We start from the raw sequence: 26,536 nt of genomic DNA on the forward strand, positions 1-26,536 counted from the left end.
GTTCCTCCTAGTACAATATTATTCTTTGACCGCTCCGATCGTCAGGCCCTGCACGAAATACCGCTGAAAGAACGGATAAGCTAGCACGATCGGACCGGTGGCCAGGACGACCATGGCCATTCTCGAAGACTCCTGCGGCAGCGACTTGGCGATCTCGAAGCGTTGGGTGGCGTCGCTGAGATTGGAATTTTGCACGATAAACTGAATGTTGCTCTCGATCTTCATCAGCAGCGATTGCAGCGGAAGCAGATTCGGGCTGTCGATGTACAGCAGCGCGTTGAACCAATCGTTCCAATAGCCAAGCGTGCTGAACAGACCGATCGTCGCCAGTCCCGGCAGCGAGATGGGCAGCACCAGATGCGTGAACACCTTCCACTCGCCCGCTCCGTCGATCCGGCCGGACTCGATGATCGCATCGGGCACCATCTGCTTGAAAAACGTGCGCATGATCAAGATCGAGAAAGCGCTGACGCACGTAGGCAAAATAAGCGCCCACACCGTATCCTTCAAATGCAGCACCTGCGTCGTCACGATGTAGGAGGGCACCAGCCCGCCGTTAAACAGCATCGTGAAGAAGGCGAAAAACGCGAAGGCGTTCCGGTACGCGAAATTGTTTCTGGACAGCGCATAAGCGTACAGCGCGACGGTCAGCACGCTGAGCAGCGTTCCGACGACGGTGACGAAGAGCGTCACCCCATAGGACCGGAACAGCTGACCTCCGGTTCGAAAAAGGTACCGGTACGCCTCGAAGCTCCACATCTCCGGAAACACCTGATAGCCGTTGTTCGCTAGCGCTTGCTCGTCCGTCAGCGAGATGATGACGACGAAGATGAACGGAAATACGCAGGCGATGGCAAACCCGCCGGCGATTGCGTGGCATACGCCGTTCCAGAACGGCGACAGCTTCGTAAAGTCCCGGCTCTTCTTCCGCACGGCAGCGGTAGGCGTATTCGGACTTGGCAAGCCGACTCCCCCTTTCCTTTTCGTCGAAGTGGTTAAAATAAAGCGTTCTCTTTGTTGATCCGCTTCACGACGGCGTTGGTCACCATCACCAGAACAAGTCCGACCACCGATTGATACAGCCCGGCCGCCGTGCTCATGCCGATGTTGCCCGTCACTTTCAGCCCCCGGTATACGTACGTATCGATGACGTTAGTCACAGGGAACAGCGCGCCCGTATTGCGCGGCACCTGATAGAACAAGCCGAAGTCCGCGCGGAAAATGCCGCCGATCGCCAGCACCGTCAGGATGATGATCATCGGCCGGATAAAGGGCAGGGTAATGCTCCAAATTTGCTGCCATTTGCCCGCACCGTCAATCATCGCGGCTTCGTAATACGACTTGTCAATGCCGATGATGGCCGCCAGGTAGACGACGCTGGAATAGCCGACACCCTTCCACAGGTTGACAAGCACGAGAATGTAAGGCCAATAGGCCGGCTCCGCGTACCAAGAGACGCGCTCCATGCCGAGCGCCGTCAGCGCCTGATTCAGCACCCCGCGATCCACGCTCAGGAAGCTGAACAAGAAATAGCTGACGATGACCCAGGACAAAAAGTAAGGCAGGAACATACCGGTCTGGTAAATTTTCGCCCACCGGCGGCTGACGATTTCATGCAAAATAACGGCCATAATCACCGATAAAACCGTGCCCAGCACGATAAACGCAAAATTGTACAGCAGCGTATTGCGCACGATGATGTAAGCGTCTTCGGATTGAAACAAAAATTCAAAGTTTTTGAAGCCGGTCCACTTGCTCCGCCATATGCTCGCCAGGAAGCCGTCCCGGTCGAAGCGGTATTCCTTAAAGGCAATGATCGCCCCCGGCATCGGCAAATAGCTGAACAGCAGGAAATAGACGGCTCCCGGCAGCACCATGAGCAAAAAGGTTTTGTTGCGGTTAAGCTTTTTCAGTGTACGTCCAATGGTCCCCACAAGCATTCACCCCCGTTCTTTTGCGTCCGCAAGCTCCATTTCGGAAAACGCATACATCGCTTTCTTTTCTAACTTTACCCAATGCGGAGCGCGGCAGAAAGTTAAGAAACTTTAGAACGGGTGGAGAAACTATAGAAACGTTTTCATCCGTCTCCCAGCTTGCTCCAATTGCGGTATTCCGTCGGCGAGAAGCCGTAATATTTGCGGAACTGCTTGTAAAAATAGCTCGTGTCCGTATACCCGACCCTAAGGGAGATGTCGCTCGTTTTCAGATTCGATTCGACAAGCAGCGCCTTCGCTTGAGCAAGCCGATACTTGTTCACGTAATCGGAGAACGTCTCTCCCATCTCCTTGTGGAAAAGCTGGCCCAAATAAACCGGGTTCATGTGGAAAGTCTGGCTTAACGTCTTCAAAGACAGCTCATCGCCATAGCGGCGCTCGATCTCGCGCAGCACCTGCCGGATGACGGGGCTGTACTCCCGCTCCGACACACCGGACGCGAAAAGCACGCGGTCGACGAAGCGCTCGACCAGCTCCTCCAGCTCCTGCATCGTCTGCGGCTTGACGACCTGCGAGAACAAATGCTTGTAATCGCCGATGGCGCCTTCGTGCTCCTGCCGCATCAGGTTGGCATGATGCACGGCGGCCGCAAGTACGGCCATCGCCGTGTTCTGGACATCAGACGGCGCGAGCCCTTCCGTCTCCCGGAGACGTGCGAACGCTTCCCCGACCCAAGCGAGCGCTTCGTCCTTCTTCCCGGCCGACAGCAGTTTGCAGAAATGGGCCAGCTCCGCCTGCACTGGCGCCGCTGGTTCCGCCGCTGCGGTCAGAGCAGCCGCTTCGTAGACAAGCGGTCCGTCGTGCGGCGCGAGCACATAGTAGTCCTGCATCCGCTTGGCGGTGCGGTAGCTGCGGTGGGCCGACGCCTCGCCCTTGGACGCTTCGCCGACTGTCACCAGCAGCGGCAGGCCCCACCGCTCACGGATAGCGGCTTGCAGCTCCGCCATAAAGCGGACGAAGCCGGTCCGGTCCGCATCGACGTCGTCCAATCCCGCGAGCAGCACAAGATCGCCTTCGAGATCGGCGAACACAGCCTGCTCCGGGCCGTAAGACTGTGCCGTCCGCTGGCAATACGTCCTTACGGCGGCAATCGTCTCGGCCCGGGACGACACTTCCGCCTGCTCTTGATCGAACAACAGCTTGACGATGCCCGCGGCATACCCCGGCAGGCCCAGCCGGATGCCAAGCAGCTCTGCGCGGTTTCGCAGCTCCTCCGGCTCGATAGCCGCCGTGACCCAGCGGTACAGGAGATTGTCGCGGATAATTTCCAGATGCCGCTTAATGCTCTCTTCCTTGTAGACGGACTGCTCGATTTTGGCCACGGTGCCGGTCAGCGTCCGGATCAATTCTTCCGTATTGACCGGCTTCAGCAAATAATTTTCGATGCCAAGCGTGACGCCTTCTTTCACATAGTCGAAATCGTTGTACCCGCTTAAAATAATGAACTTCACGTCAGGCTGCAGCTCTCTTACGCTGCGGATCAGCTCCAGGCCGTTCATATGGGGCATCTGGATATCGGTAATCAAAATATCGATCGGCTCGCCAGCCAAAGCTTCGAGCGCTTCCGCCCCGTCTGCGGCCTTGCCGACAATCTGCAGCCCGTGCCGCTCCCAGTCGATCAAATAAGCGAGTCCCTCCATGATGAACGGCTCGTCGTCAACCAGAAATACGCGATACATACTCGTTCCCCCTTACGCTTCCCGGAATCGTGATGGTCACCGTCGCTCCTTCACCGGGACGACTGTCGATCCGCAAGCCGTACGCTTCCCCGAAGCTGTGCTTCAGCCGCTCATTCACGTTTGTCAGACCAATGGACGCGCCGGACGGTTGCGGCGGATGCGCCAAATCTCGCTGAAGCTGCGCCAGCCGCTCCGGCACGATGCCCGAGCCGTTGTCGGCAACGGCGATGCGGACGTCGGAGCCTTCGGCCCATCCGCGGATGACAATTCGCCTCTCCCGGCCGTCAGGAGCAGCGCCGTGGAAGGCATGGCGGATACAGTTCTCGACGATCGGCTGGAGCATCAGCTTCAGAATCGCGCAGCGACCCACGGCTTCATCGACTGCAATCTCGTACTCAAACCGGTTCGGATAGCGGGCCCGCAGCAGGTTCAAATACAGCCGACACAGTTGGACCTCGTCCTGAACGGTCACCATCGTCTCGTGCTTGATCAGATTTTGGAACAGCGCGCCCAAGCTGTAGATCATATCCCCGACATCCCGATTGCCATCCATCACCGCTTTCAGCCGGATCGCCTCCAACGTGTTATACAGAAAATGAGGCTGGATCTGCGCCTGCAACGCCAGCAGCTCTGCCTGCCGCTGCTTGATCTCGGACAAGTAGACCCGCTGGATGTGCTCCTGCAGCGTTTCGCACATTTTGTTGAAGCTGGTGGCGATGTGGAATAGCTCGTCTTCCTTCTGCACGGTTACGCGAACCGAGAGGTCCCCGTCCTGCAGCTTGCGCATGGCGCGAATGACCGTTTGCGTACGGCGCGAGAAATTGATCATCAGCAAATACGACAGCAGCACGGCGGCGGCTACACACAAGCCTGTACCTGCGATCACCGTTCGCTTCATCCCCTGAAGCCCTTCGCTTACCTTCGCTACCGGCACGATGCTCGCGAGTACGACGCCACCTTGGTTCAACGTCTTCATCTGCACATAGGCCGGCTCGTCCAGCGCAATCGGGTCCGATTGGTCCCGCAGGGCGTGCATGTACGGGTAGCTATGCCCCGTATAGCGCCGGGAGGAATCGTACAGCACGGTGCCGTCTGCCGTCAGCAGAAGCAGCTCCCCCTTGAAGTCGCCCCGGTCGTTCTGCACGATCCGGTCCATACCAGTCCATTTCCAATCGACAAGCAGGGTGCCGTGATTCTGCAAGGTGATCGGATCGTTAATGTCGTTAGCCATCGTAAACATGCGGCTGCGGTCCCCGTCCGTTCCCAGCTCGAACGACGGCGGCGGCGCAAAGGACTTGGTCTGGCGGATGCGGCGAATCGGCTCGGCGACTTTCGGGTTTTCCGGCCCCGGATAGACGAAGCCCTGCTCCTCCAGCCCGCGGTACGCATACAGGAAGCCCTTGACGCTGCTGTACAGCCAGATCGTCTGAATTTCCCGGTCGAAGGTCAGCGATTGGAAATACGAGTCCATGTTTTTGTCGACAAAACCGGCATTGTCCGCAAAACGATCCAGCCGGTAACGGAGATAATCGGAAAAATCGTTGTTCAGAAAAAACAGCACGTCCCGAAGCAGCCGTTCGTCCTTATACAATTGGAACACCATCTGCTGACCAGCCTCATACCTCCGCTCCACTTCATGCGTCGCCCGCTCCAGCACCTGCTTCGCCGCTTCCAGCTCCTTGCGCGTCGATTGCTCGGCAGCGTTGCGGTAAATCAGAACGGCGAGCGCCGTCAAGGAGACGACGATAATGAGCGAATACAGCAGCAAAATTTTGTTGAACAGCTTCTTCTCGATATGATTTTTGTAAAACGTTCGGACCCCCGAAACCATAACTGCGCCTCCCTCCGCACCCGATTTGTCCCATTAACTATATGTATTCGCGGCCGTCCGATATAATCGTTTTCAGCTTTCGCTCTCCAGACAGCGGCGTGTTCGGAAAGGGGCAAAAAGACCGCCTGTCTCCTTATCAACAGATAAGGGAGACAAGCGGCCTCCGTGCTATTTTGCCAATCCGTTCACTTCGAACTCGTAAATACGAGCGGCCGTATCGCCGCCTTGCGTTGCCTTATCGATCGTCAGCTTCACGTATCTTGCCTTCGTCAGCGCGATCGGATGCTTGCTCTCTGCTGCCGTATTGCCTTGAACCTGAACGACGTCGCTCCAAGTGCTGCCGTCGTTGCTGACTTGGATGTGGAAATCACGGGTGTTGAATGCAGCCGCTTCGCCGCCCGCTTCCGCATGCTTCACGACAAACTCGCTGATCGTGTAGCTCGCGCCCAGATCGACCGACAACCAATGCGGTCCGCTGCCGAGCGCACACCACTTGCTGTTGCCCGTCACCTTGCCGTCGAAGGCGTAGGCTGCCGCTTCGTTCGGTCCGCAAGCGCCATCCGCCGTTGCCGGCTTGTTCAGGGCGAGATTTTTCACCCCGCCGGCAGCATCCTTCGTCACCGTGATGAACGCTTCCTTGGTCACGGTGCTATCGCCAACCGAGTTCTTCGCCGTCAGCGTTACGCTGTATGTTCCTTCGGCAGCATAGGTAACGACCGGCTGCTTCTCGGTACTTGTGGACGGCGTACCGCCCGGGAACGACCATTCCCGCTGCTCCGTCACCTCGGACGATTGGTCGATGAACGTCACCGGCTGTCCCGGCGCGACGAGCGTCTTATCCGCCGCGAACGCCGCTACCGGCTTCGGATATGCCGGCCAGGTGATCACGGTCTGCGCCGCTTTGCCACGGCGTCCGTCGGCGCTGAGCGCAACGATTTCCAGCTTCGTCTGCGCTTCCGGCCCGATCCGGCGCAGCATCGGCACGTAGTACACCCGGTTCGGAGTGACGCCGAGCAGCTCTTTGCTGCCATCCGGCTTCACCCGGTACACTTCGAAGTAGCGGACCGGACGCTCCGTCGCCGACCATTCCAAACGGGCGTCGCCGTAGATGCCGTCCTTGAACTCCGCTTCCCTCACATTCAAGCCGCGAACTTCAGGCACCGGGCTTGGATCGTCTTTGGCGGTATAGACGGAGAGCTGCCCGATGTTGACCGAGAAATCCGAAATCGTCTGCTTCGCGTCCGCATACAGAGAGATAGCGGCGATCCGCTTGCCGCGGTACGGATTCAGATTGAACGTCTGCGTATCCCACGTTCCGGGATGCAGGCCGCCCGCGTCAAGGAATACGAACTTGTCGGGCTGATCGGCGAACGACAGCCCTACCTTCAGGTCCGCGTGCTTCGTCTGCGTCTTGAACGTAAGCGACAGCTTCGTATTCTGCTCTACGAGCAGGTCCGTCTTGTACAGCTTAAGATTTGTAGCGTTCTGCGGACTGAGCGTTCCCGCCAGCTTCAAGGAGCTGCCGCCATAATAAGCGGTCGTGAAGTCGAAGCTCGGCTTCAACGCTTCCCCTTTGCTTTCCGCAATCCAGCGCCACGTCGGCAGCACATCCTGCAAGCTCCGGTTGTTCCACGGCGTCGTCCGTACGACTTCCCCATTCACGGCGAACAGCTGCCCGTTGCCTGTATTGAAGTTCGTCGTAAACGGCAGGTCGTTCACCGGCGACTGCTCTACGACATAGTGCGCGATGCCCTTCCAATCGGCCGTGCCGGACGTATTGGCCGGGTTGCCGGTCGGTCCGACCCAGAACTTGTTTTCCTTCGCGTAAAATTGCTCTTGATTCTCTGACGAGTTGAATGCCCAGTCCGGGCGGTAAATGCCGAGCGACGTAACCGCTTTCTTGCCCTCGGAAAAGATCGCATTCCAGCTAATTTTCGTATCGTAGCCCTTCGCTTCGACATCGATGCCCGTGAACAGCTCGTACGGGCTGCGGCCCAAACTCTTGGCCTTGCTCGCGGACGGTTCCAGCGAACGCCACCAGAAATTCAGGAACATGCTGTCGGAGCGGCGTTCGCTGCCCTGCTGCAGGAACATTTGGTTGCGGTCCGTCAGCGCGTTCTGCCAATCGATCGATCCGCTGGATGTCATCGAGTCGTACCACATGATCTGCATCTCTGCCGGCTTCTTCGCTTGCAGGTAAGCAAGGAACTTCTGCATTGTCGCGGCGTCTTCCGGCGTAGCGCCTTCCGTCTCCTGGTTAATAAACCAGCCGTCGAAGCCGTAATAGTTCGCCACTTCGAGCAACTTATCCGCTACAGGGAACGAACCGTCCGGGTTTTGCCGGATCGTCTGCTTTACCCATTCGAACTTGCCCCCGTATACGCTCGGCGGGAAAAAGACGGTACCGAGCACCGGAACGCCGTTCTTATGGGCCGCATCCGTCACGTCCGCGCTCGGCGGCACGATGATGCCTTCGCCCGACGATCCGCCCCAATAGACGAGCTTGTCGACGTAAGCCCAGTAGCCGAACGTATTCGCGTCGAATTTCTCCGACCCTTGCGACGGCACGCCGCTGGTTTGCCGGTTCATCGCCGAAAGCGCTGCCACTTTAGGCTCGACCGTAGCGTGCTTGTTGACTTGATATCCTGTGAAGCGGTCCTGTAAAGCAATCGTGCTGCGGTTGAACTCCGCGTCCTTATCTCCCTGCGGCGTCCAGCGGAGCAGGTCCTCCGGGAACCAGTAGGACGAGTGCGGCTGCGCCGCTTGAGCGCCCGCAGCAAACATCAGGCATGAGAACATGAACAGCAAAAGACCGGTCCATCGTTTTTTCATCTTGTTCCTCCCGTTTGGTATAAATTTCGGATTGTCCGGATTCGATTCCGGGCATCCCCCTCCACCCTTCAGAGGATTCGGAAACGCTCCACATTCCATGAAAGCGCATCCTTCCATCCCATTGTATGGAAAAACATAGCGCTTCCAAAAGTGGAATTATTAAAGATCCAGTGGACGAAATGAAGAAACTTGATCGATGAACCGCTTTTGGAGATATAATACTAGGTAAAAGTCCGGACTTTGACCCCCTCTCGGCAGAAAGGATCGAACATCTATGAAGCTTGTCAGACTTGCCGCCTTTATTCCGATACTCTCCGTTCTGCTTCTATCCGTCATGCTCCCCGAAGCCGCCGCCGTCGATATCGTTCCTTCGGAGCCGCGCAAGGTGATGCGTGTCGCCGGAGACAATAATTTTCCGCCATTCGAGTTTGTCGCCAACGGCACGTTTCAGGGATTTAACGTGGATATGTTGAATGCGCTCTCGCTCGAAACCGGCACATCGTTCGAATTTTATCCAATGCCCTGGAGCGAAGCGATCAAAGCGCTGGAAAGCGGCAAGGTGGATGCCATTCAAGGGATGAAGTACAGCCAGGAGCGAGCCCAGAACTACCGCTTCTCCGAGCCTTATTTTACAAGCTCGCAGGGCATCTTCGTCCGCAAGGACTCGTATTCCGTCCATTCGCTGACCGACCTGCAGAACCGCAAAATCGCCGTGCAGGAAGGCGACATCAGCAGTGAAGCGATGCAGCGCATTCCGAACGCCACCGTGCTCGCGGCGGAAAATCAGGAGGAAGCGATCCGGCTTCTGCTCGGCGGTCAAGTGGACGCTTTTATCGGCAACCAGATCACCGGCCAGTATGTGTTGCAAAAAAACCGCCAGCAGGACCAGGTGAAGCTGGTCGGCGATCCGATCGCCCCGACGGACTATGGCCTGGTCGTACTCAAGAAGAATGAAGCGCTGCTCGGCGAAATCAATCACGGGCTGCGCGAGCTGAAATCGAACGGCACTTATGCCAAAATCGAACGGAAATGGTTCGGCGAATATATTTACCCGTCCGCTCCGCGGCTAAAGGAGCTGCTGTCCTACGTCGTGGCGGGGCTCGTCATTACGGCGGCCGTCCTGCTGCTGATTCTATGGTGGAACTTCACGCTTAAGCGGGAATTGAAAAAGCGGCTGGACGCCTACAAGAAGACGCTGGACGAGCTGGCCCGGCGGGACCGCCTGCAATCGCTCGGCCAACTGGTCGCGGGCATCGCCCATGAGATCCGCAATCCGATCACTTCGATTTTGTCGTATTCCCAGGCGCTGCCCTTCAAGTACGATAACAAGGAGTACCGCGAATTTTTCACGATGCACGTCACCGAGGAAGTGATGCGGTTGAACCGGATCGTGACGGAGCTGCTGGACTTCGCCCGCGAGAAGCCGCCCGAGAAAACGCTGTTCAAGCTGGAGGAGCCGGTGCGGGCCGTCGCTTTGTTTTTTCATAACCTTTTCGAGGAAAGACGCATTGTCGTGCAGCTCGATGTGCCGGATTCCGCGTACGTGTGGGCGGATGCCCAGCAATTCAAGCAGGTGCTGATCAACCTGATCCGCAACGCCATCGATGCGATGCCGGGCGGCGGAACGCTCCGCATCGCCGCGCAGGAGCGGCAGCCATTCGTCATTCTGGAGATCGAGGATACCGGGGAGGGGATCGATGCGGACGACTTGCCGAAAATTTTCGAGCCGTTCTTCACCAAAAAAGCGGGCGGCGTCGGGCTCGGGCTGTCGATCTGCTACCAGCTGGTGCGGGATAACCGCGGGGAAATCGAAGTGACGAGCGAAAAAGGAGCCGGGACGCGAATCGAATTGAAACTACCGAGCCAAATGGAGGAAGAAGAGCATGCCTAAACCGAACCTGCTTATACTGGACGATGAAATTTCGATCTGCAAATCGCTTTCGTTTATTTTGGAAGACGATTACGAGGTTTATGCGTCCACCGACCCCGACGAGGCCATCGCCCTGTTCTCCCATGTCGCCTTCTCGATCGCCCTGCTCGACCTGCGGCTCGGGATGCGCGATGGCATCGACGTGCTGAAGCAGATTCGCAGCATCTCCCCCCGAACGGTCGTCATTATCATGACGGCGTACGGCAGCATCCCGTCGGCAGTGGAAGCGATGCGGCAAGGCGCGTTCTACTACGCTTCCAAGCCGATCGATATCCACGAACTGAGAGTGCTGCTGGAAAAAGCGATGGAGCAATTTCAACTGCAATCACGGGTCGAATGGCTGAACGAAGAGATTCAAAAAGCGTACGACGTACACGGCTTGATCGGACACAGTGCGCAGATGCAGAACGTCTTCTCGCTGATCGACAAGGTCAAGAACATCGATTCCAGCGTCCTGATCATGGGCGAAAGCGGTACGGGCAAAGAGCTGGTCGCGCGCGCGATTCATTTTGCCGGAGACCGGCAGAAGCAGGTGTTCTCGACGATCAACTGCGCCGCCATCCCCGCCAACTTGATCGAATCGGAGCTGTTCGGCTATGAGAAGGGAGCTTTTACCGGCGCCGTGACCCGGAAATCGGGCATTTTCGAGACGGCCAACGGCGGCACGCTGTTTCTGGACGAGATCGGCGAGCTCGACATCGGGCTGCAGAGCAAGCTGCTCCGCGTGCTTCAGGAAAAAGCGATCATGCGAATCGGCGGGCAGAAGGAAATCGCGATCGACGTACGGATTATTGCAGCCACGAACCGGGATTTGAAGAAGGAAATTCAGCAGGGCAAATTCCGGGAGGACTTGTACTACCGTTTGAACGTCATCCCGATCCCGCTGCCGCCGCTGCGCGAGCGGCAAGAAGATATCCCGTCGCTGATCCAGCACTTCATCAACAAAATTAACGAGCGCATGTCCAAGCAAATCAAAGGCATCGAGCCGGATGCGCTTCAACTGCTGCTGGATTACCCGTTTCCCGGCAACGTGCGGGAGCTGCAGAACATCATCGAGCGTTCGATTGCGCTGGCGGACAGTGACCGGATGACCGTTAGCGACCTTCCCGGGGACCTTCAGACGAAGCCGGCGCAGCCCGCCGACAGCAAGCTTGTGCCTGTCTATGTCGGAGAAACGATGGACGCGATCGAGCGCAAGGTCATTCTGTCTACGCTCCAAGCGATGGACGGCAACCGGCGCAAGACGGCGGAGACGCTCGGCATCGGAGAGCGCACGCTGCGCGACAAGCTCGCTCGTTATCGGGCCGAATAAGGACCGGGCGGCAGAAACCGCCCGGCAGATTTCGCCGCCCCGGCAATTTTCGCCGCTTTTTTCGCTCTATCCGCCACCTCCCCCTGCCCGTCGACTCTTGTCTGCTTCCGCTTTTTCCACGTTTCCTCCTACCTCATCGTTTTCCCCTGCTCACCGGCTTTTCCTCTCCTTCCGCCTTCCCGCTCTGCTTCACCGTTTGTCGCTATCCGCCATCATTCCGCCATTTTCCCTTCTCTCCGCTTTTTCCGTTCCATGGCCTGCCTTATCCTAATCCGCTCCTTATCCTGTCCCGCTCCTCCCCCAATCCAAGCCAAACCCTCCTGCCGTTCGCTCTGCCGAAAACCTATTGGCACGATATTTGCTTATAGAAAAAGCGTACCGACAAAACGATATGCAGGGGGAATTATACAATGATGTTCAAACCAAAAAAGCAGGCTCTTCTCGCAGTTTTCTGTATGTTAACGCTTATGGTTTCGGCGTGCGGCAGCAAGCCCGACGCTCCGGCAGGACAGCAAGCACCGGCGGCGGCGGCGAGCAGCAACGAAATCTTATCTAAAATCGCCAAAACGAAAACGCTTACGGTCGGAACGGACGCCACTTTCAAACCGTTCGAGTACAAATCTGGCGATCAATTCGAAGGCTTCGATATCGACCTGATCCGTGCGGTGGCCAAAGAGCTCGGCGCCGACAAAGTTGATTTCGTGGACACCGAGTTCAAAGGGCTCATTCCGGGACTGCAGGCGAAGAAGTTCGATCTCATCGTCTCGGCGATGTATATTACCGACGAGCGTAAGAAGACGATCGATTTCTCCGATTCGTATTTTCCGGGCGGCCTTTCGATCATGGTGAAGAAAGACAACGACACGATAAAAGGCTTCGACGATCTGGCCGGAAAAAAAGCGGCGGTGCAAATTGGCACGAAATCGGTCAAGTTCGTAGAAGAAAGCCGCAAAAACATCGAGCTTGTCCAAGTAGAGAAAAACACGGAGATGTTCCTGGAGCTGGAGACCGGCAAGGTCGATGCCGTCATCACCGGATTCCCGGCCGCCAAAGCTTACGCCAAAGAAAAAGGCACGGTCAAAGTACTGCCCCAAACGCTCACCGAAGAGTACTACGGCTATGGCGTCCGCAAGGATAACCCGGAATTCGTGAAGGCTGTCAACGATGCGGTCAAGAAAGTCAAAGACAGCGGAAAATACAACGAAATTGTTAAAAAATGGTTCGAATAACTAACCGGCAGCTTAGCTCGCGATTAGGAGGGAAACTATGCAGCATTTTGACTTCAGCGTCCTTGGCGAGTGGCAGAATATCCGGCTGCTGCTGCAGTCGTTATGGTACACCGTCATTTATACGCTGGGCGGGTTTGTGCTCAGCCTGATCATCGGGACGTTCATTTCGTTCGGACAAATGTCCAAGTTCAAACCATGGAAATACGTCTCGCTCGTTTATCTGTCCTGGTTCCGGGGGACCCCGCTGCTCGTGCAGCTGTTCCTGCTCTATTACGGACTGCCGATCGTGTTCGGCATCGATACGGTCCCGTGGGTATCCGGCGTCATCGCCTTGGGCATGTACAGCGGCGCGTATGCTTCCCAGGTCATCCGCGGAGCGGTTCAATCGATCGACAAAGGGCAGATGGAAGCCGGGCGTTCCCTCGGCTTCTCCTATGCGCAGACGATGCGCAAGATCGTAATCCCGCAGGCGACGATCCGCATGCTGGCGCCGATGACCAACGAGTTCATCTCGCTCACGAAAAACTCCTCCCTGCTGTCGACGATTACGGTCGTCGAACTGTTCCGGCAGGCGAACCTGCTGATTGCCGACACGTACAAAACGATCGAATTTTTGCTGGCTATCGCGATTCTGTACTATTTGGTTAACAACCTGATCGGGTTTATCGGCCTAGTGTTGGAAAGACGTCTCGGGACGGGGGATGATATGCGATGATACAGATAAACGGGATTCACAAATCGTTCGGAAGCAATCATGTGCTGCGCGGCGTCGATCTTCGGGTGCAGCAAGGGGAGGTCGTCGTCATTCTCGGGCCTTCGGGCTCAGGCAAAAGCACGCTGCTGCGCTGCATCAACTATCTGGAAACATACGACAAAGGCAGCGTCGTCATCGAAGGAAAGCCGATCGGCCGCATTCCTGTGCAAGAGCAGGCCGGCCAGTCCGTGGAAATGCCGCAACAAGACCTGAACGCCGTCCGTCAAGATGTCGGCATGGTGTTCCAATCGTTCAACCTGTTCCCGCACAAGTCGGTACTGCACAACATTACGATGGCACCGATCTCGCTCCGGGGGATGAATAAGGAAGACGCTGAGCAATTGGCGCGCGAGCTGCTGCGCAAGGTCGGCCTGCAGGACAAGGCGGAAGCCCGTCCGTCCAGCCTGTCCGGCGGACAAAAGCAGCGGGTCGCCATCGCCCGCGCGCTCGCCATGAAGCCAAAGGTGATGCTGTTCGACGAACCGACCTCCGCGCTGGACCCGGAGACGGTCGGCGAGGTGCTGCAGGTCATGCGCACCTTGGCCAAGGAAGGCATGACCATGGCAATTGTCACGCACGAGATGGGCTTCGCCCGGGACGTCGCGGACCGTGTCGTCGTGATGGACGGCGGCGTCATTATCGAGGAAGGCAAGCCGTCCGAAATTTTTACGAAGCCGACGCACCCGCGCACCCAAATGTTCCTGAGCCAAGTGCTCGAAAGTAAGTAAGTAAGTAAGGAAGCGCGTAAAATCGCACAAAGGAGAAGAAAAAGCGTTATGCACAAATTCACTCATCTGCAGCGTCCCGGCGTTATGTTTACTCCAGGCGCAGGCGACCCGTATGTGACCCGGCTCTGCGACTGGATTACGGAATGGGACGGGCAGCGGCCGCTTGACGCCGCAATCGTTGGCGCTCCCCTTTCCAAAAGCTCGATTAGCTTCTCGGGCGCCCATCTGCATCCTGCTACGCTCAGACAACTGTTCAGCGCCTTTACGACGTATAACTTCGAAGCGGATCTGGACCTGAGCAGCTTGCAAGTGAGCGACCTCGGAGATGTTGGCATGCACGTCACCGATATCCCGCAATGCCATCGCAATATCGAACAGGCGTTTCAAGAAATTTCGCAGCAGCTCCCTTCCACGATTCCGTGTCTGGTGGGCGGCGACCACTCGATTACATTCCCGGCGCTGACGGGCATTCAGAGCGTGCGCCAAGAGCGCATTGGGCTAATCCAATTCGATGCCCACCTCGATGTCCGGGATACGGCCTACGGAGGCAGATCGAACGGAACGCCCATCCGCAGTCTGGTGGAAAACAGCGTCATCCGGGGCGAAGATATCGTGAATATCGGCCTGCGCAGCTTCGCCAATTCCAAAGCGTACCGCGACTTCGCCGAGCAGCAGGGCATTACGCTTTATACGGCTAGGCAAGTCCGGGAGGAAGGCATCAAACCAATCCTGGAACGGACGATTCGCGAGCTTGCCGCCAAGACGGATTCCGTCTACGTCACGTTCGATATCGACGTACTGGACCAAGCGGACGTCCCCGGTGTGCCGGCGATCGGGCCTGGCGGTCTCTCGCCGGTGGACCTGTTCACCTGCGCCGAGCTGCTCGGGGAGTGGAACCGCGTCATCGGCATGGACATGGTCTGCGTGGACCCGAGCCGGGATACGCGCGACCGAACGTCTCGTATAAGCCTGCACGTTCTGCTGTACTTCTTGACCGGACTCGCCAGACGACGGCACGCGCTTGCTTAATGCAGCTTTATATGGGACCTGCTGCCGTGACGGCTGGTCCCTTATTCACAAGCTTGCTTTACCCTGCATATAGTGGTCGTGCGCCTGCTTGACCCAATCAAACAAATAAGCGCTGCCGCCGTGATCGGGGTGAAGCTTTTTCATTAATGTCCGGTAGCGCTGCTTCAGCTCCTTGGGCGAGGCGTCGTCCGCAGCGCCAATCAGCGCCGGAAAGGATACCGGTCCCCTGCTTGGCCCGGCCGTTCTCGCAGAATCTCTCGCAGAGTCCGACGAGCTATCCCCGTAATGCCGGTTATACGACTTTTTCTCGTCCGATGCTTGCCGGTACAGCTCCTGAAAATCGGCTTCCAGCTTATCGAGGTACGACTCCAGCTCATCCTCCGCACCGGGCCATTCCCCTTCCCAAAATTCGTGTTCGAACTGTTCGTAGAGCGCGTCGAACCGGTCCATCCAATCGTTCAGCATGACCATCGAAGCTTTGATCTTCTCTGTGAGACGGAAAATACGGATGACCTGATGCACCGCCCAATCCGGCATGTTCAGCGCAAAGGCATGAAGCGCTCTATTCATATATTTGTCGGGCAAGCGGGTATCCTCCCAAAACTCCAGCAAGGCCTGCTGCCGGTCATGGCTGAGCTTCTTTCCGATCTGCACAGCCATCGGCAGACTGACGGCGCCTTTGCTTAGCTGAGCCTTCCAGCTTTCCGTCAAATTCGTTAGCGCAGCCACAACCGGAATCAGCCGGTCGTCCGTCACCGTAATGATCTCCGGATCGCGACGATTCTTCTTCATATTATCCATTTGCACTCCTCTTCCGCTTCCAACTCTAGGCCTGACCCGAATTGATCGTATACCGGCACTTCCGCCCGCCATCGGCTATACATTCCGTGCGCGCAACGGGCGCAGCGAGCAGAGCTTGAAACAGCGACAGCTCGCATTGGCAAGCCTGCCGGTAGCGGACAGCCACTTGATAGATCGGACAATTCGCTTCCTCGAAGACGAAAGTTCTGTCTCCTCTTTTTTCTACTTTAACCATGTATCCTTCCTGCTCTTGCAATTGGGCCAGCCTCTCCACCCGTTTCTCCAAATCCAAGCCTCGAAACGTATCCTCATGTCTCTGCAGCCATTTCTCTCTCCGCCGATGGAACAAGCGGCTGACTTGACCATCCCCGAATTCATCCTTCACTTCGTCGAGCAAATCGTTGACGATCGCATCATAGCCGTTCGCAAACAGAGCCCCGGCCTTCTCCGTCAGGCTGTATAAATACGTCGGTCTCCCCGCGCTTTGACGTTGGATGTTTGTCTGCACATATTGATCCTTTTGCAGTTCGTGAATATGGCGCCGAACGGCCACCCCCGATATGCCCAACTGCTCGGCCGCTTCCTGAATGCTGATTTTTCCCCACTTTTTTAGCAAAATCAAAAGCGCTCTCCGTGTTGAGCGGTCCTCTTGATACAAGCTTCGAATGTTTATCATGCTTTTTCACCTGCCTGATTGTAATCAATTCATTCGATCTCCCGAGCGATTCCATTATTCACCATTATATACCTAAAGGAATAAATTTGTACACGGTAAACTTTTTTGTCTATAGGAAACTTGTTCGAATCATTGTTCATCCCAAAATCTATGTCATTATATTAAGTACAACTCTCGACGGTGAAGACCATTTTATCGTACGAATGGGAAACCACACGGGGAAATGGTAAAATATGCACTACCTATCATTTTATCTATTAAAAGGGGATCGGGGCATGAGCCGAAGAAGATTGCAGATTGGCATGTGGCATGCATTCAGTGAAGAGGATATGGAGCGTTTCGGTTCTGATGCGATTGGCGGTATTGAAATTTGCCAGTATCGTGATAACGAAAGCTTATGGTATACAACGAAAGTCTGTAAAGAGAAGGGGCTTTCCTTTGGCATACATACGCCGGTTTTCGGCGGACAGCCGTACAAGCTCCCGCGGATCACTTCCATAGACCGCGAGGAGCGGGAAGAAGCCTTGCTCCACGTAGAAAGCGAAGTCCGTATAGCAGCGGAATATGGCGCCGATTATATTTTGTTTCATTATCCTTTTGTGCCGATATTCCCATGGGAAACGAAGCAGGTTTTCGCCAACATGCCGAAGCCGGAAGAGCGTTATGAAGCCGATCAGCTCGATGCGGCTCAGCTTAAGGATATTTCCCTCCGATTGTTTGATACGCTTTGCGGGCTTCAACACCGCTATGGGCAGCGTATCGTATTGGAGCATGATTTTTGCGGAGAGCATGAGGAGCTGCTCACGACGATGTTCCGGGAGCACCCGGAGATCGGGCTGGTTGTGGATACGTCGCGGCTGGATATTTCTGCAAAAGCGTTTCACAATGTCGAGCCGTTGCGTTGGCTTGAAGCCGTAGCGCCGTATGTTTATTTGGTCCATTACAGCAACGTCCGGTACGAAGCGGACCGATTCATTCATCATCTTCCCGTTCTGCCGGAGCACGACGATGACGACCGCTTCGGCGACGCCTACGCCTATCTCGCCTACCTGGCACAGCGGAACGAACGGTTTCACGTCACCTTCGAGCACAAAGCCAATCTCATCGACCGCAATCGGCTGCTTGAGCTTTATGCCCGAACGGAACGGCTGCTACAAACCTCAATGAAGAAGTCCAACCCGGTTCCAAGTGAATGAATGCACAAACGGGTTTTGCTCTCCCCTTGACCTTCACGTAACGGAAAGGTGTACGCTATCGGTGCAACGACATACGATGAAGGAGAGGTACTTATGCCAAATCATGATCAAATTTATGCCGAGCAAGCGGGGCGTTACCACCGCTTAATCAGCAAGCAACCCGAACTGGCACATATCGTGCATTCCATCAAGCCGTTCGCAGGTCTCGACATCGTCGATCTGGGCGCCGGAAGCGGCAGGTTGTCGTCCGTCTTAATCGGACAAGCCCGGTCGCTGACGGCAACCGATGCATCCGCCGCGATGCTGGATGTCTTGAAGGAGCGCATCGCCGAAGCGGACCGTCCCCGCCTGCACACGGTCGTCGCGGATCACCGCGAGCTCCCTTTGCAGGACGCGAGCGCAGACTTAATCGTTTCCGGGTGGAGCCTGGGCTACTTGGCGAACAGCAACGAGCCGATGTGGTCGTCCAACCTGGAGCGCATCCTGCAGGAAATAAACCGGGTGCTTCGTCCCGGCGGAACCGTGATCATCTTCGAAACGATGGGCACAGGCTTCGAAACGCCGAATCCGCCCAATTTTCTCTTGAACTATTATGCGGCTTTGGAGCGGCAGTATGGCTTTACCCACCAATGGATTCGCTCGGATTATACATTCGAGAGTCTGAGTGAAGCAGAAGAACTGACCCGCTTTTTCTTCGGCGAAGAAGTGGCCTCCCAAGTCACCGCAAAAGGCTGGACGACCGTTCCCGAATGCGCCGGCATCTGGTTCAAGCATTATTAAGCGTTCCCGGCAAGGCAAAGAGGCTGTTCCCCCCGAGAAGCATTCTTCTCGGACAGACAGCCTCTTATTAGTTAGCAACGACCTACAGCCCCAAAATCGCATCAATCATCGGCTTCGTCTCCCCGCCCGGGTACATCAGATAGAGCAAAATGTACACGGCCACGCCGGTCGGCGCCGTCAGCAGCCACATGACTGCCGTCCAACGGCCGATTTTGCGGTGCTTGGCAAACCTCTTATTGAACGCATGGAGCAGTGTTACAATGCCGAAAACACCTGCGAGTGTCGCGAGCGTAATATGGAAAAACAAAAACAGATGATAAGCCAGCTTCAAGTTCTCCGGGCCGCCGAAGGACGTGTTGCCGATAAAGATCGTCCGGCTGGCATAAATCAGAAAGAATGCCAGCGCAAATCCCGAGCCCCAGAGCATCAGCTTTTGGTGCGTTTCCCGGTTCCCCTTCACAATGTGGTACCAGCCGAACGCGACAAAGATAGCGCTAATTACTATAAAAGATGTACTGATCGTTGGCAAAATCGCTATTTTCACGTGTATCCCACCCGTTCACTTCGCAATAAACATTCCACATTACCGATTAGGCCCGATTGGCGCTCCCTGCCGGAAAATAAGGCTCATCGGGCAGCTCGTCGTCCTGCTTGCGCTCCCTCCGATACCAACGGAAAAAGGTATAGCCCAAAGCCATGCCGTACACAATTTCCTGCACAATCTTCATGATGACGCCACCAAGCTGCTGATCATCGAGCATTGGCAGCAGCAACAGCTGCTCCGGAACGGCCGAGTACATCGCGTACATTGGATCATTAGCGAAAATAATCAACGCACAGGCCGGCGTCAGCAAAATCCCGTTCACGAAAATGTACGCCATCCGTTTTAACTCGGACAAGGTATTATACTCCGGCAGCGGGCAAAATACCGGGAACCACATTTGGAAGGCGGCCAGCAGGAAAAAGATTTTATAGACGAACAACGCTGCAGGGTTGGCCATCAAGGCATCCATGATCATCGGAATGTGATACATGGAGAAGATGAAGTTAAATACAAACAGCGATAGCAGCGGATTCGTTAAGAAACGCATGATCCGTTTGGCCGCCTGACCTTTCAACGCGGGACGCAGCAGCCACCCTGGCAGCCCGAGCAGCAAGCACGGCGGCATGACCAGATACAGAATGGACTGCTGGAACATATGAACGCTGAAATAGTAGTGATGGCCGTAATAGGAAAGCGGACTTCCTTCCGCCGCATACCATAAAGCCAGTCCGGACAAGAACCACAGCTTTTGCTTCAATTCGACGGGCTCGCTATCCGCAAAGTCTTTACGCCAGCGGCCTACCGCAAGCGTATATAATACACCGACAACAATCAACAGCAGCAAAAAACCGGGGCTCCATAATGCAGCAAACGTAGGGCCGGTTTCGTGCCCTCCATGGGACATCGTAGGGTCCAAGACGATTATGCTCCTTTCCCAACCCGGTTCTTGTGCCGGGAATTGTGTCGAAATCGTGAAAATGTCTGTCGTTACGCAAAAGAGAGGGGCATACGTAACGCTGCCTCCTCTCTCCTCTATCCTACCACCAAACCCAGTAAACGGCCATGATGACCGCGGTTAATGCGATAAACGCACCGAATGCCAATCCGACAATCGGGAAGAGATGTCCCCGGTCTTTCATATGCATCCAGTAAGCCAATTGGATTATAATCTGTACAATCGCCAAGCCGACGATAAAGAACAGGATAAACGAACGGTCCAACCCGCCGTACAGCACGACGGCAAATGCCAGCATCGTGAGCACGATGGAGATAATGTACGAGATGTAGTGATTTTTCGGACCTTCCAAACGGTGACGATCACCGGCAGACGACGAATGGTGTTGGTTGCTCATTTATGGACCCACCTTCCCCATCAGGTATACGACCGTAAAGATGAATACCCAAATGACGTCGATAAAGTGCCAGTATAAGCCGGCGACGTAATATTTGGGCGCCGTGACTACAGTCAAGCCTTTTTTGAAGCCGTTGATGATCAAAAGCGAGATCCACAGAACGCCGAAAGCAACGTGAGCGCCGTGGAAGCCTACCAACGTATAGAAGGAGGTAGCAAACGCGCTTTTCGAGAACGTATGACCTTCGTTGACATAGTGTACGAACTCGTAAATTTCAAGGCCCAGGAAGGCGAGGCCGAGCAATACGGTGACGGCCATCCAGGCTTGAAGCTTTTGGAACTGATTGCGGTGCAGCGCCATAGTGGCGAACACGCTGGTCAAAGAACTGGTAAGCAAGATGAATGTCGACAATGCGACCAAATCAAGCGTGAACAAATGCTGAGCCGTTGGGCCGTCCGGCACTTGGTTGCGAAGTGCGATGAAGGAGGCGAAGAGCGAACCGAACAGTACGCATTCGCCGCCAAGGAACAGCCAGAAGCCCATAACTTTATTTTTGCCTTCTAAAGTTGCCGTTTCGGCGTGAGGTGGCAAAGCGCCGCCTGCTTCATGATGTGCTGCACTCATGCCTTCGCCCCCTTATCGTTTAACTCCTCCGGCTCGATATGGAATCCGTGATCATCGTAGACGGAACGGAAGAACATGCAGATTAACGTCATGCCGATACCGAGGATACTAACAATATACGTATGGTACATAAAGCCGTACCCTGCAATAAACAAACCGATAGACATCAGAATCGGCAGAATCGATGGCGACGGCATATGAATCGAACCGATCGGTTCGGCCGGCGTCATTTCTTTGTTGCCTGCCATTTTCTCTTTCCAGAACGCGTCGTATCCGCGAACCAGAGGCGTTTGCTTGAAGTTATACTCCGGCGGTGGCGAAGGAATCGTCCACTCCAGCGTACGGCCGTCCCACGGATCTGCAGGAGCCGTAACCGGTTTTCTCAGCGAAGAGAAGCAGTTGATCAGGAAGACGATCGTACCGATTCCCATCAGGAACGCGCCGATGGTACTGATAAAGTTCCCTTGTTCAAGCCCGACGCCCGGCTGATACGTAAATACGCGGCGCGGCATCCCCATCAAGCCCAAGAAGTGCTGCGGGAAGAACGTCATATGGAACCCGATAAAGAAAGTCCAGAAATGAATTTTACCAAGCGTTTCGTTCAGCATGCGGCCGAACATTTTCGGCCACCAGTAGTACGAAGCCGCGAACAACGCGAGGACAAGACCGCCGACGATAACGTAGTGGAAGTGAGCTACGACGAAGTACGTATCGTGGTATTGGAAGTCGGCTGCCGGTACGGCAAGCATAACCCCGGTCACACCACCCATAACGAACGTCGGAATAAATGCCGTTGCGAAAATGTTAGCCGTCGTAAAGCGGATTTGACCGCCCCACAGCGTAAACAGCCAGTTAAAGATTTTAACCCCGGTCGGTACCGCGATCGCCATCGTAGCGACCCCGAAGATCGCATCCCCGACGGGACCGATCCCTGTCGTAAACATATGGTGAGCCCATACCATGAAGCCCAAAAATCCGATAAGAGCCGTAGCGAATACCATGGAGCTATATCCGAACAAACGCTTTTTCGAGAACGTCGACACGATATCCGAAATGATACCGAACGCCGGCAAAATCAAGATGTAAACTTCGGGGTGCCCGAAAATCCAGAAAAGGTGTTCCCAAAGCACCGGGTTACCGCCCTTCGCCACATCAAAGAAAGCGCCGCTAAAAATCCGGTCAAACATCAATTCGACAAGTCCTACCGTAATGGCCGGGAAAGCGAAAAGAATGAGCAAAGAAGTAATGAACGCGGCCCAAGTAAACATTGGCATTCTCATGTAAGTCATGCCTGGCGCACGCATGTTGATAATCGTAACGAGGAAGTTAATCCCCCCGATCAGTGTACCGAGACCTGCGATCTGCAAGCCGAGAACGTAGAAGTCTACGCCTTTGAACACTCCGGTTGGATCAATGATGCCTGCAAGCGGCGGGTAAGCCGTCCAGCCCGCTGCCGGCGCGCCGCCGAGGAACCACGAGGTGTTCAGCAGCAATCCGCCGAAGAAGAACAACCAGAAGCCCAGTGCGTTCACGAATGGGAACGCTACGTCGCGGGCTCCGATCTGAAGCGGTACGATCGCATTCATAAAACAGAAGATGACCGGCATCGCCGCAAGGAAGATCATCGTCGTGCCGTGCATGGTTGTCAATTGGTTAAACGTATCTCCGAAGAAGATTTTCTGATCGGGGTAAAGCAGCTGAATCCGGATCAAGATGGCCTCAATGCCGCCCATCAGGAAGAAGATCCCGCCCGCGATCAAATATAAAATTCCGATCTTTTTATGGTCCACCGTGGTAAGCCAATCCATCAGCCCGGTGTACCGTTTTGCCGTGTGTCCGTGAGCCACCGTATAAACCTCCTTTTTCCGCGATGCTCGTTACTTTAACTTCAACGAATTCAAGTATTTGATTACATCATTGATTTGGTCGTCCTTCAATCCGACTTGAGGCATTTTATTGCCCGGTTTCACCGATTGAGGATCGGAAATCCATTGCTTCAAACTTTCATCGTTGTGCGGCAAAATGCCAGCAACGAGCTCACGGGAAGCAAAGCCGTTCAGGTTCGGACCCGCGCCGAGTCCCTGTGCATTAACCGCGTGACAGGACAAACAGTTGTCTTTGAAGATCTGTTCACCTTTTTGCGCATCGGCCGGAACGGAAGCAGGCGTTTTCATTTTGGTGACCCATTGATCGAAATCGGCTTGATCCATCGATTTCACTTTAAAGTCCATCAAGGAGTGAGAGGCGCCGCAGAGCTCCGCGCACTTTCCTTTGAAGACATCCACTTCATCTGCTTGCAAGTAGTATACGTTGGTATTACCCGGGTTCGTATCCATTTTACCGCCGAGCGACGGAACCCAGAAGGAGTGCTTCACATCGGAAGCGGTTAATTCGAAGGCGATCTTTTTGTTTGTCGGAATGACTAAGTCTTGGGCTGTTGCGATCCCCAACTCCGGATATTCGAATTGCCACCAGAAGGCGTGAGCCGTCACTTTAACATGCAGCGCTTCTTTGTTGTCTCTGTGGTCTTCCAAAAGCTTGAATGTGTACTGTACGGTAGGAACGGCCAAAATGAGAAGCAAAATGATCGGAATAACCGTCCAAATAATCTCCAGCGTATGGCTTCCTTCTACCTGTTTCGGAATGATGTCTTTGTCGCCTTTTTTCTTTCTGAAGCGGACCAAGACGTACAGATAAAGTACAAAAACGACCACGACAACCAGAAGCATGATCCCGAAGCTGAGCTTCATGAGGAACAGCTGATCTCTGGCGACCGGCCCCCTTGGCTTTAAGGCGGAAATCGTCTGGTCTCCACACCCCGTTAACAGCAACATCATCAACCCAAAAAGAGGGATGAACCGCCACAGATTTTGCCATCGAATCATCTTAATCAATCCCACCTTATAAAGCAAATATTTTTCGATCAACATAGGTCATAACTTGTCAATGAACCTAATCACCATATTAACTATAAATTCGGACCCGTTTTTTGTCAATGAATCTGAAGAAGTTCACAAATTGTTCGGAACTCTTTATTTGCTAGGGATTAAGCGTTTTCGCCTCTACTTGGTTATTTCCATATAGCGGTGTTTTTATGCATCATTTGGACCCCGCTTTCCTGCGCATAAATCGTCCCGGATAATCAATCCTAAGAAGGAGATTTTAAAAGGAGGGCACTCATGATGCGTTATTTCCGATGGATCGGTTCGGCAGCGGCTTTGGGCCTCGCCATGACGATGACCGGCTGCTTTTCATGGTACGATTACAACAGCGCCCAGAATTACGGCAGCAAGCGGGATATGCCAAGGCAGGACACGTCGCGAGCTTATCAAACTCAGCAGCAGTATTCCCCCGTTTCCCACAAAGTAACCAAACTGGAGATGAATCAGCATTTGTCCGATCAGGTGGCCGCAATGGACGGGGTCAGCAGCGCGATCGTCATGATGGGCGATAACACCGCTTATGTCGCCATCACGATGGACAGCACTGCCAGCGGAACGCGTGGGGGCGAAGGCAAAGGGACGGAAACGAATAATTACGGTTTGGTAAAAGGGCTGTACAGCACGTACGGCGACCAAAGCGATTACGCCCCGTCCGACCAGTTGATCAGCGGAGGCAGCGGCGGAGAGACGGAGATGCACCACGAGCATTTGTCGCATTTGTTCAAGCAAAAGATTGCGGAAAAAATCCGCCTGAATCAGCCGACGGTACATGACGTCTATATTTCGGCGAACCGCATCGTCGTCAACTCGTTCAACCGGATGGCACAGGACAGCTGGAGCGGAAGAAGTCTGGAGCCGTACCGCGCCCAATTCACGGAAATGATGGATCGGACGTTCGGAACGGACGTTACGGTTCCTAACCAAGCGGAAGGGAACGGCCGCGAGTATTGAGCCGGGTCCCGTCATCGCATTGGCGTAAGGCATGCTGCACCCGGCTTTTTCAGCCCCGTGCAGTTTCTTTTTGCCGCGGGTTCCTGTAGAATTGCATTTATAATTGAAGGTTCTCTTAGAAGAATAATTCGAATTACGGGGAGATAATATAATGAAGAAAAATAATTTTGCCCTGCTCGGGATCGGCAGCGACTTGGCCGAGGCTATGCAGAAACATGGATATAACGAGCCGACGCCGATTCAAAGCGAGGCGATCCCGGTCGCTCTTGCCGGCCACGACATCATCGCTCAAGCACAGACCGGCACGGGCAAAACACTGGCTTTTGCGCTGCCGATTCTGGAAAACATCAATCCCGCCAACCCGAACGTGCAGGCGCTGATCGTTACCCCGACCCGCGAGCTTGCCATTCAAATTACGGAAGAAATCAAGCGCTGGGCTCCGCTCAAAGGCTTGCGCGTGCTGTCCGCTTACGGAGGGCAGGATGTCGAGCGCCAGATCCGCAAGCTGGAAGGAAATATACATATTATTGTAGCGACGCCCGGACGGCTACTCGATCATTTGCGTCGTGAAACGGTGCAGCTTCATAAGCTGTCCGTTCTCGTGCTGGACGAAGCGGATCAAATGCTGCACATGGGCTTCCTGCCTGAGGTCGTGGAGATTATTTCGGTGACCCCTAGCCGCAGACAGACGCTGCTGTTCTCGGCCACGATGCCTCCGCGCATCCGTCAGCTGGCGAAAGAGTATATGCGGCAGCCGGTTGAAATCGAAGTGAAATCGAAACGCGTGACGCTGGACGAAATCGAGCAGGTCGTGATTCAGACCACGGACCGCGGGAAACTGGAAACGCTCTGTAAATTGATCGACGAAGAAAATCCGTATTTGGCGATGATCTTTTGCCGTACGAAGCTTCGGGCGAGCAAGCTGATGAACGAGCTGGCGGAACGCGGGTATTCGTGCGACGAGCTGCACGGAGATTTGACGCAGGCGAAGCGCGAGCAGGTCATGAAGCGGTTTCGCGAGGCCAAAATCCAGCTGCTCGTAGCGACCGATATCGCGGCGCGCGGGCTCGACGTCGAAGGCATCACGCATGTGTTCAACTACGACATCCCGCATGATGCCGAAAGCTACATTCACCGCATCGGGCGGACGGGACGCGCAGGGCAGACGGGAAAAGCGTTTACGTTCGCCGCGCAGCGGGATGCGATGTATCTGGAGCAGATCGAGCGGGGCATTAAAGCGACGATCGCGAAGCGGTCGGGCAAAGCGGCGGCGGAGCGTGGCGACGCGGGTGAAGGCGCGGTACGCGGGCGCAGAGGCGACGCGGATGCGGCAGTGGGCGCAGCGCGCGGGC

General features: G+C 55.1%; 23 protein-coding genes. 10 read left to right on the forward strand and 13 right to left on the reverse strand.

The window, feature by feature from the left end:
• Positions 1-18 precede the first annotated feature (18 nt).
• The 5 genes from PEL01S_RS27405 to PEL01S_RS27425 form a co-directional block, all read right to left on the reverse strand.
• Complete coding sequence (locus tag PEL01S_RS27405) at positions 19-963, reverse strand: carbohydrate ABC transporter permease (protein ID WP_127462506.1); 945 nt, start codon at positions 961-963, stop codon at positions 19-21.
• Between the two features lie 32 nt (positions 964-995).
• Positions 996-1,940 (reverse strand): ABC transporter permease, encoded by a 945-nt coding sequence (locus PEL01S_RS27410; protein WP_063182499.1) that lies wholly within the window; start codon positions 1,938-1,940, stop codon positions 996-998.
• A 137-nt stretch (positions 1,941-2,077) separates the two neighbouring features.
• Positions 2,078-3,673 carry a response regulator transcription factor gene (locus PEL01S_RS27415; RefSeq protein ID WP_127462507.1) on the reverse strand — a complete coding sequence of 532 codons (1,596 nt, stop codon included), beginning with the start codon at positions 3,671-3,673 and terminating at the stop codon, positions 2,078-2,080.
• Entirely contained in the window at positions 3,651-5,504 is a 1,854-nt protein-coding gene (locus tag PEL01S_RS27420) for a sensor histidine kinase (RefSeq protein ID WP_127462508.1), read from the reverse strand. The genes PEL01S_RS27415 and PEL01S_RS27420 overlap by 23 nt, the downstream gene beginning before the upstream one ends.
• Positions 5,505-5,672: 168 nt before the next feature.
• A complete protein-coding gene (locus PEL01S_RS27425) occupies positions 5,673-8,336 on the reverse strand; it encodes an endo-beta-N-acetylglucosaminidase (protein ID WP_239551438.1) in 2,664 nt (887 codons plus the stop codon).
• Positions 8,337-8,610: 274 nt separating this feature from the next.
• Here PEL01S_RS27425 and PEL01S_RS27430 point away from each other — a divergent pair, with 274 nt between their 5' ends.
• The 6 genes from PEL01S_RS27430 to PEL01S_RS27455 all read left to right on the forward strand — a co-directional run bounded on the left by PEL01S_RS27430 (position 8,611) and on the right by PEL01S_RS27455 (position 15,318).
• The gene (locus PEL01S_RS27430) at positions 8,611-10,227 is read left to right on the forward strand and encodes a transporter substrate-binding domain-containing protein (protein WP_127462510.1); all 1,617 of its coding nucleotides are present in this window, start codon (positions 8,611-8,613) and stop codon (positions 10,225-10,227) included.
• The gene (locus PEL01S_RS27435) at positions 10,220-11,578 is read left to right on the forward strand and encodes a sigma-54-dependent transcriptional regulator (protein ID WP_127462511.1); all 1,359 of its coding nucleotides are present in this window, start codon (positions 10,220-10,222) and stop codon (positions 11,576-11,578) included. Before PEL01S_RS27430 ends, PEL01S_RS27435 begins: the two co-directional genes overlap by 8 nt.
• Positions 11,579-11,988: 410 nt before the next feature.
• Positions 11,989-12,807: a transporter substrate-binding domain-containing protein gene (locus PEL01S_RS27440; protein WP_127462512.1), complete on the forward strand. Its 819-nt coding sequence runs from the start codon at positions 11,989-11,991 to the stop codon at positions 12,805-12,807.
• 37 nt (positions 12,808-12,844) lie between these two features.
• Positions 12,845-13,522 carry an amino acid ABC transporter permease gene (locus PEL01S_RS27445; protein ID WP_127462513.1) on the forward strand — a complete coding sequence of 226 codons (678 nt, stop codon included), beginning with the start codon at positions 12,845-12,847 and terminating at the stop codon, positions 13,520-13,522.
• Positions 13,519-14,289 carry an amino acid ABC transporter ATP-binding protein gene (locus tag PEL01S_RS27450; RefSeq protein WP_127462514.1) on the forward strand — a complete coding sequence of 257 codons (771 nt, stop codon included), beginning with the start codon at positions 13,519-13,521 and terminating at the stop codon, positions 14,287-14,289. Before PEL01S_RS27445 ends, PEL01S_RS27450 begins: the two co-directional genes overlap by 4 nt.
• Before the next feature lie 48 nt (positions 14,290-14,337).
• Positions 14,338-15,318: an agmatinase family protein gene (locus PEL01S_RS27455; RefSeq protein WP_127462515.1), complete on the forward strand. Its 981-nt coding sequence runs from the start codon at positions 14,338-14,340 to the stop codon at positions 15,316-15,318.
• Between the two features lie 45 nt (positions 15,319-15,363).
• Here PEL01S_RS27455 and PEL01S_RS34835 read toward each other — a convergent pair whose 3' ends face one another.
• Both PEL01S_RS34835 and PEL01S_RS27465 read right to left on the reverse strand, forming a co-directional pair.
• The gene (locus PEL01S_RS34835) at positions 15,364-16,110 is read right to left on the reverse strand and encodes a J domain-containing protein (protein WP_174807019.1); all 747 of its coding nucleotides are present in this window, start codon (positions 16,108-16,110) and stop codon (positions 15,364-15,366) included.
• A 34-nt stretch (positions 16,111-16,144) separates the two neighbouring features.
• Entirely contained in the window at positions 16,145-16,795 is a 651-nt protein-coding gene (locus PEL01S_RS27465; protein WP_127462516.1) for a helix-turn-helix transcriptional regulator, read from the reverse strand.
• Positions 16,796-17,070: 275 nt separating this feature from the next.
• On the opposite strand from PEL01S_RS27465, the gene PEL01S_RS27470 reads away from it, so the two are divergent.
• The gene (locus PEL01S_RS27470) at positions 17,071-17,991 is read left to right on the forward strand and encodes a sugar phosphate isomerase/epimerase family protein (RefSeq protein ID WP_127462517.1); all 921 of its coding nucleotides are present in this window, start codon (positions 17,071-17,073) and stop codon (positions 17,989-17,991) included.
• A gap of 93 nt (positions 17,992-18,084) precedes the next feature.
• Positions 18,085-18,771 (forward strand): class I SAM-dependent methyltransferase, encoded by a 687-nt coding sequence (locus tag PEL01S_RS27475; RefSeq protein WP_127462518.1) that lies wholly within the window; start codon positions 18,085-18,087, stop codon positions 18,769-18,771.
• Between the two features lie 82 nt (positions 18,772-18,853).
• On the opposite strand, the gene PEL01S_RS27480 is transcribed toward PEL01S_RS27475, so the two are convergent.
• The 6 genes from PEL01S_RS27480 to coxB all read right to left on the reverse strand — a co-directional run bounded on the left by PEL01S_RS27480 (position 18,854) and on the right by coxB (position 24,176).
• Entirely contained in the window at positions 18,854-19,315 is a 462-nt protein-coding gene (locus PEL01S_RS27480; RefSeq protein WP_063182527.1) for a DUF420 domain-containing protein, read from the reverse strand.
• 46 nt (positions 19,316-19,361) lie between these two features.
• Positions 19,362-20,231 (reverse strand): cytochrome c oxidase assembly protein, encoded by an 870-nt coding sequence (locus PEL01S_RS27485; RefSeq protein WP_127462519.1) that lies wholly within the window; start codon positions 20,229-20,231, stop codon positions 19,362-19,364.
• Between the two features lie 121 nt (positions 20,232-20,352).
• Positions 20,353-20,667, reverse strand: coding sequence for a cytochrome C oxidase subunit IV family protein (locus PEL01S_RS27490; protein ID WP_010500528.1), 315 nt, complete (start codon positions 20,665-20,667; stop codon positions 20,353-20,355).
• A complete protein-coding gene (locus tag PEL01S_RS27495; protein WP_010500527.1) occupies positions 20,668-21,291 on the reverse strand; it encodes a cytochrome (ubi)quinol oxidase subunit III in 624 nt (207 codons plus the stop codon).
• Positions 21,288-23,099, reverse strand: coding sequence for a cytochrome c oxidase subunit I (gene ctaD, locus PEL01S_RS27500; protein ID WP_174807020.1), 1,812 nt, complete (start codon positions 23,097-23,099; stop codon positions 21,288-21,290). The genes PEL01S_RS27495 and ctaD overlap by 4 nt, the downstream gene beginning before the upstream one ends.
• Positions 23,100-23,168: 69 nt before the next feature.
• Positions 23,169-24,176 carry a cytochrome c oxidase subunit II gene (gene coxB / locus PEL01S_RS27505; RefSeq protein WP_127462521.1) on the reverse strand — a complete coding sequence of 336 codons (1,008 nt, stop codon included), beginning with the start codon at positions 24,174-24,176 and terminating at the stop codon, positions 23,169-23,171.
• Positions 24,177-24,470: 294 nt separating this feature from the next.
• On the opposite strand from coxB, the gene PEL01S_RS27510 reads away from it, so the two are divergent.
• Both PEL01S_RS27510 and PEL01S_RS27515 read left to right on the forward strand, forming a co-directional pair.
• Complete coding sequence (locus PEL01S_RS27510; RefSeq protein WP_063182528.1) at positions 24,471-25,184, forward strand: YhcN/YlaJ family sporulation lipoprotein; 714 nt, start codon at positions 24,471-24,473, stop codon at positions 25,182-25,184.
• Positions 25,185-25,335: 151 nt separating this feature from the next.
• Positions 25,336-26,536: DEAD/DEAH box helicase (locus PEL01S_RS27515; RefSeq protein ID WP_164824325.1), on the forward strand; the 1,201-nt coding region annotated here is incomplete at its 3' end.

This window comes from Paenibacillus elgii NBRC 100335, assembly GCF_004000865.1.
Taxonomy (GTDB): Bacteria; Bacillota; Bacilli; order Paenibacillales; family NBRC-103111; genus Paenibacillus_G; species Paenibacillus_G elgii.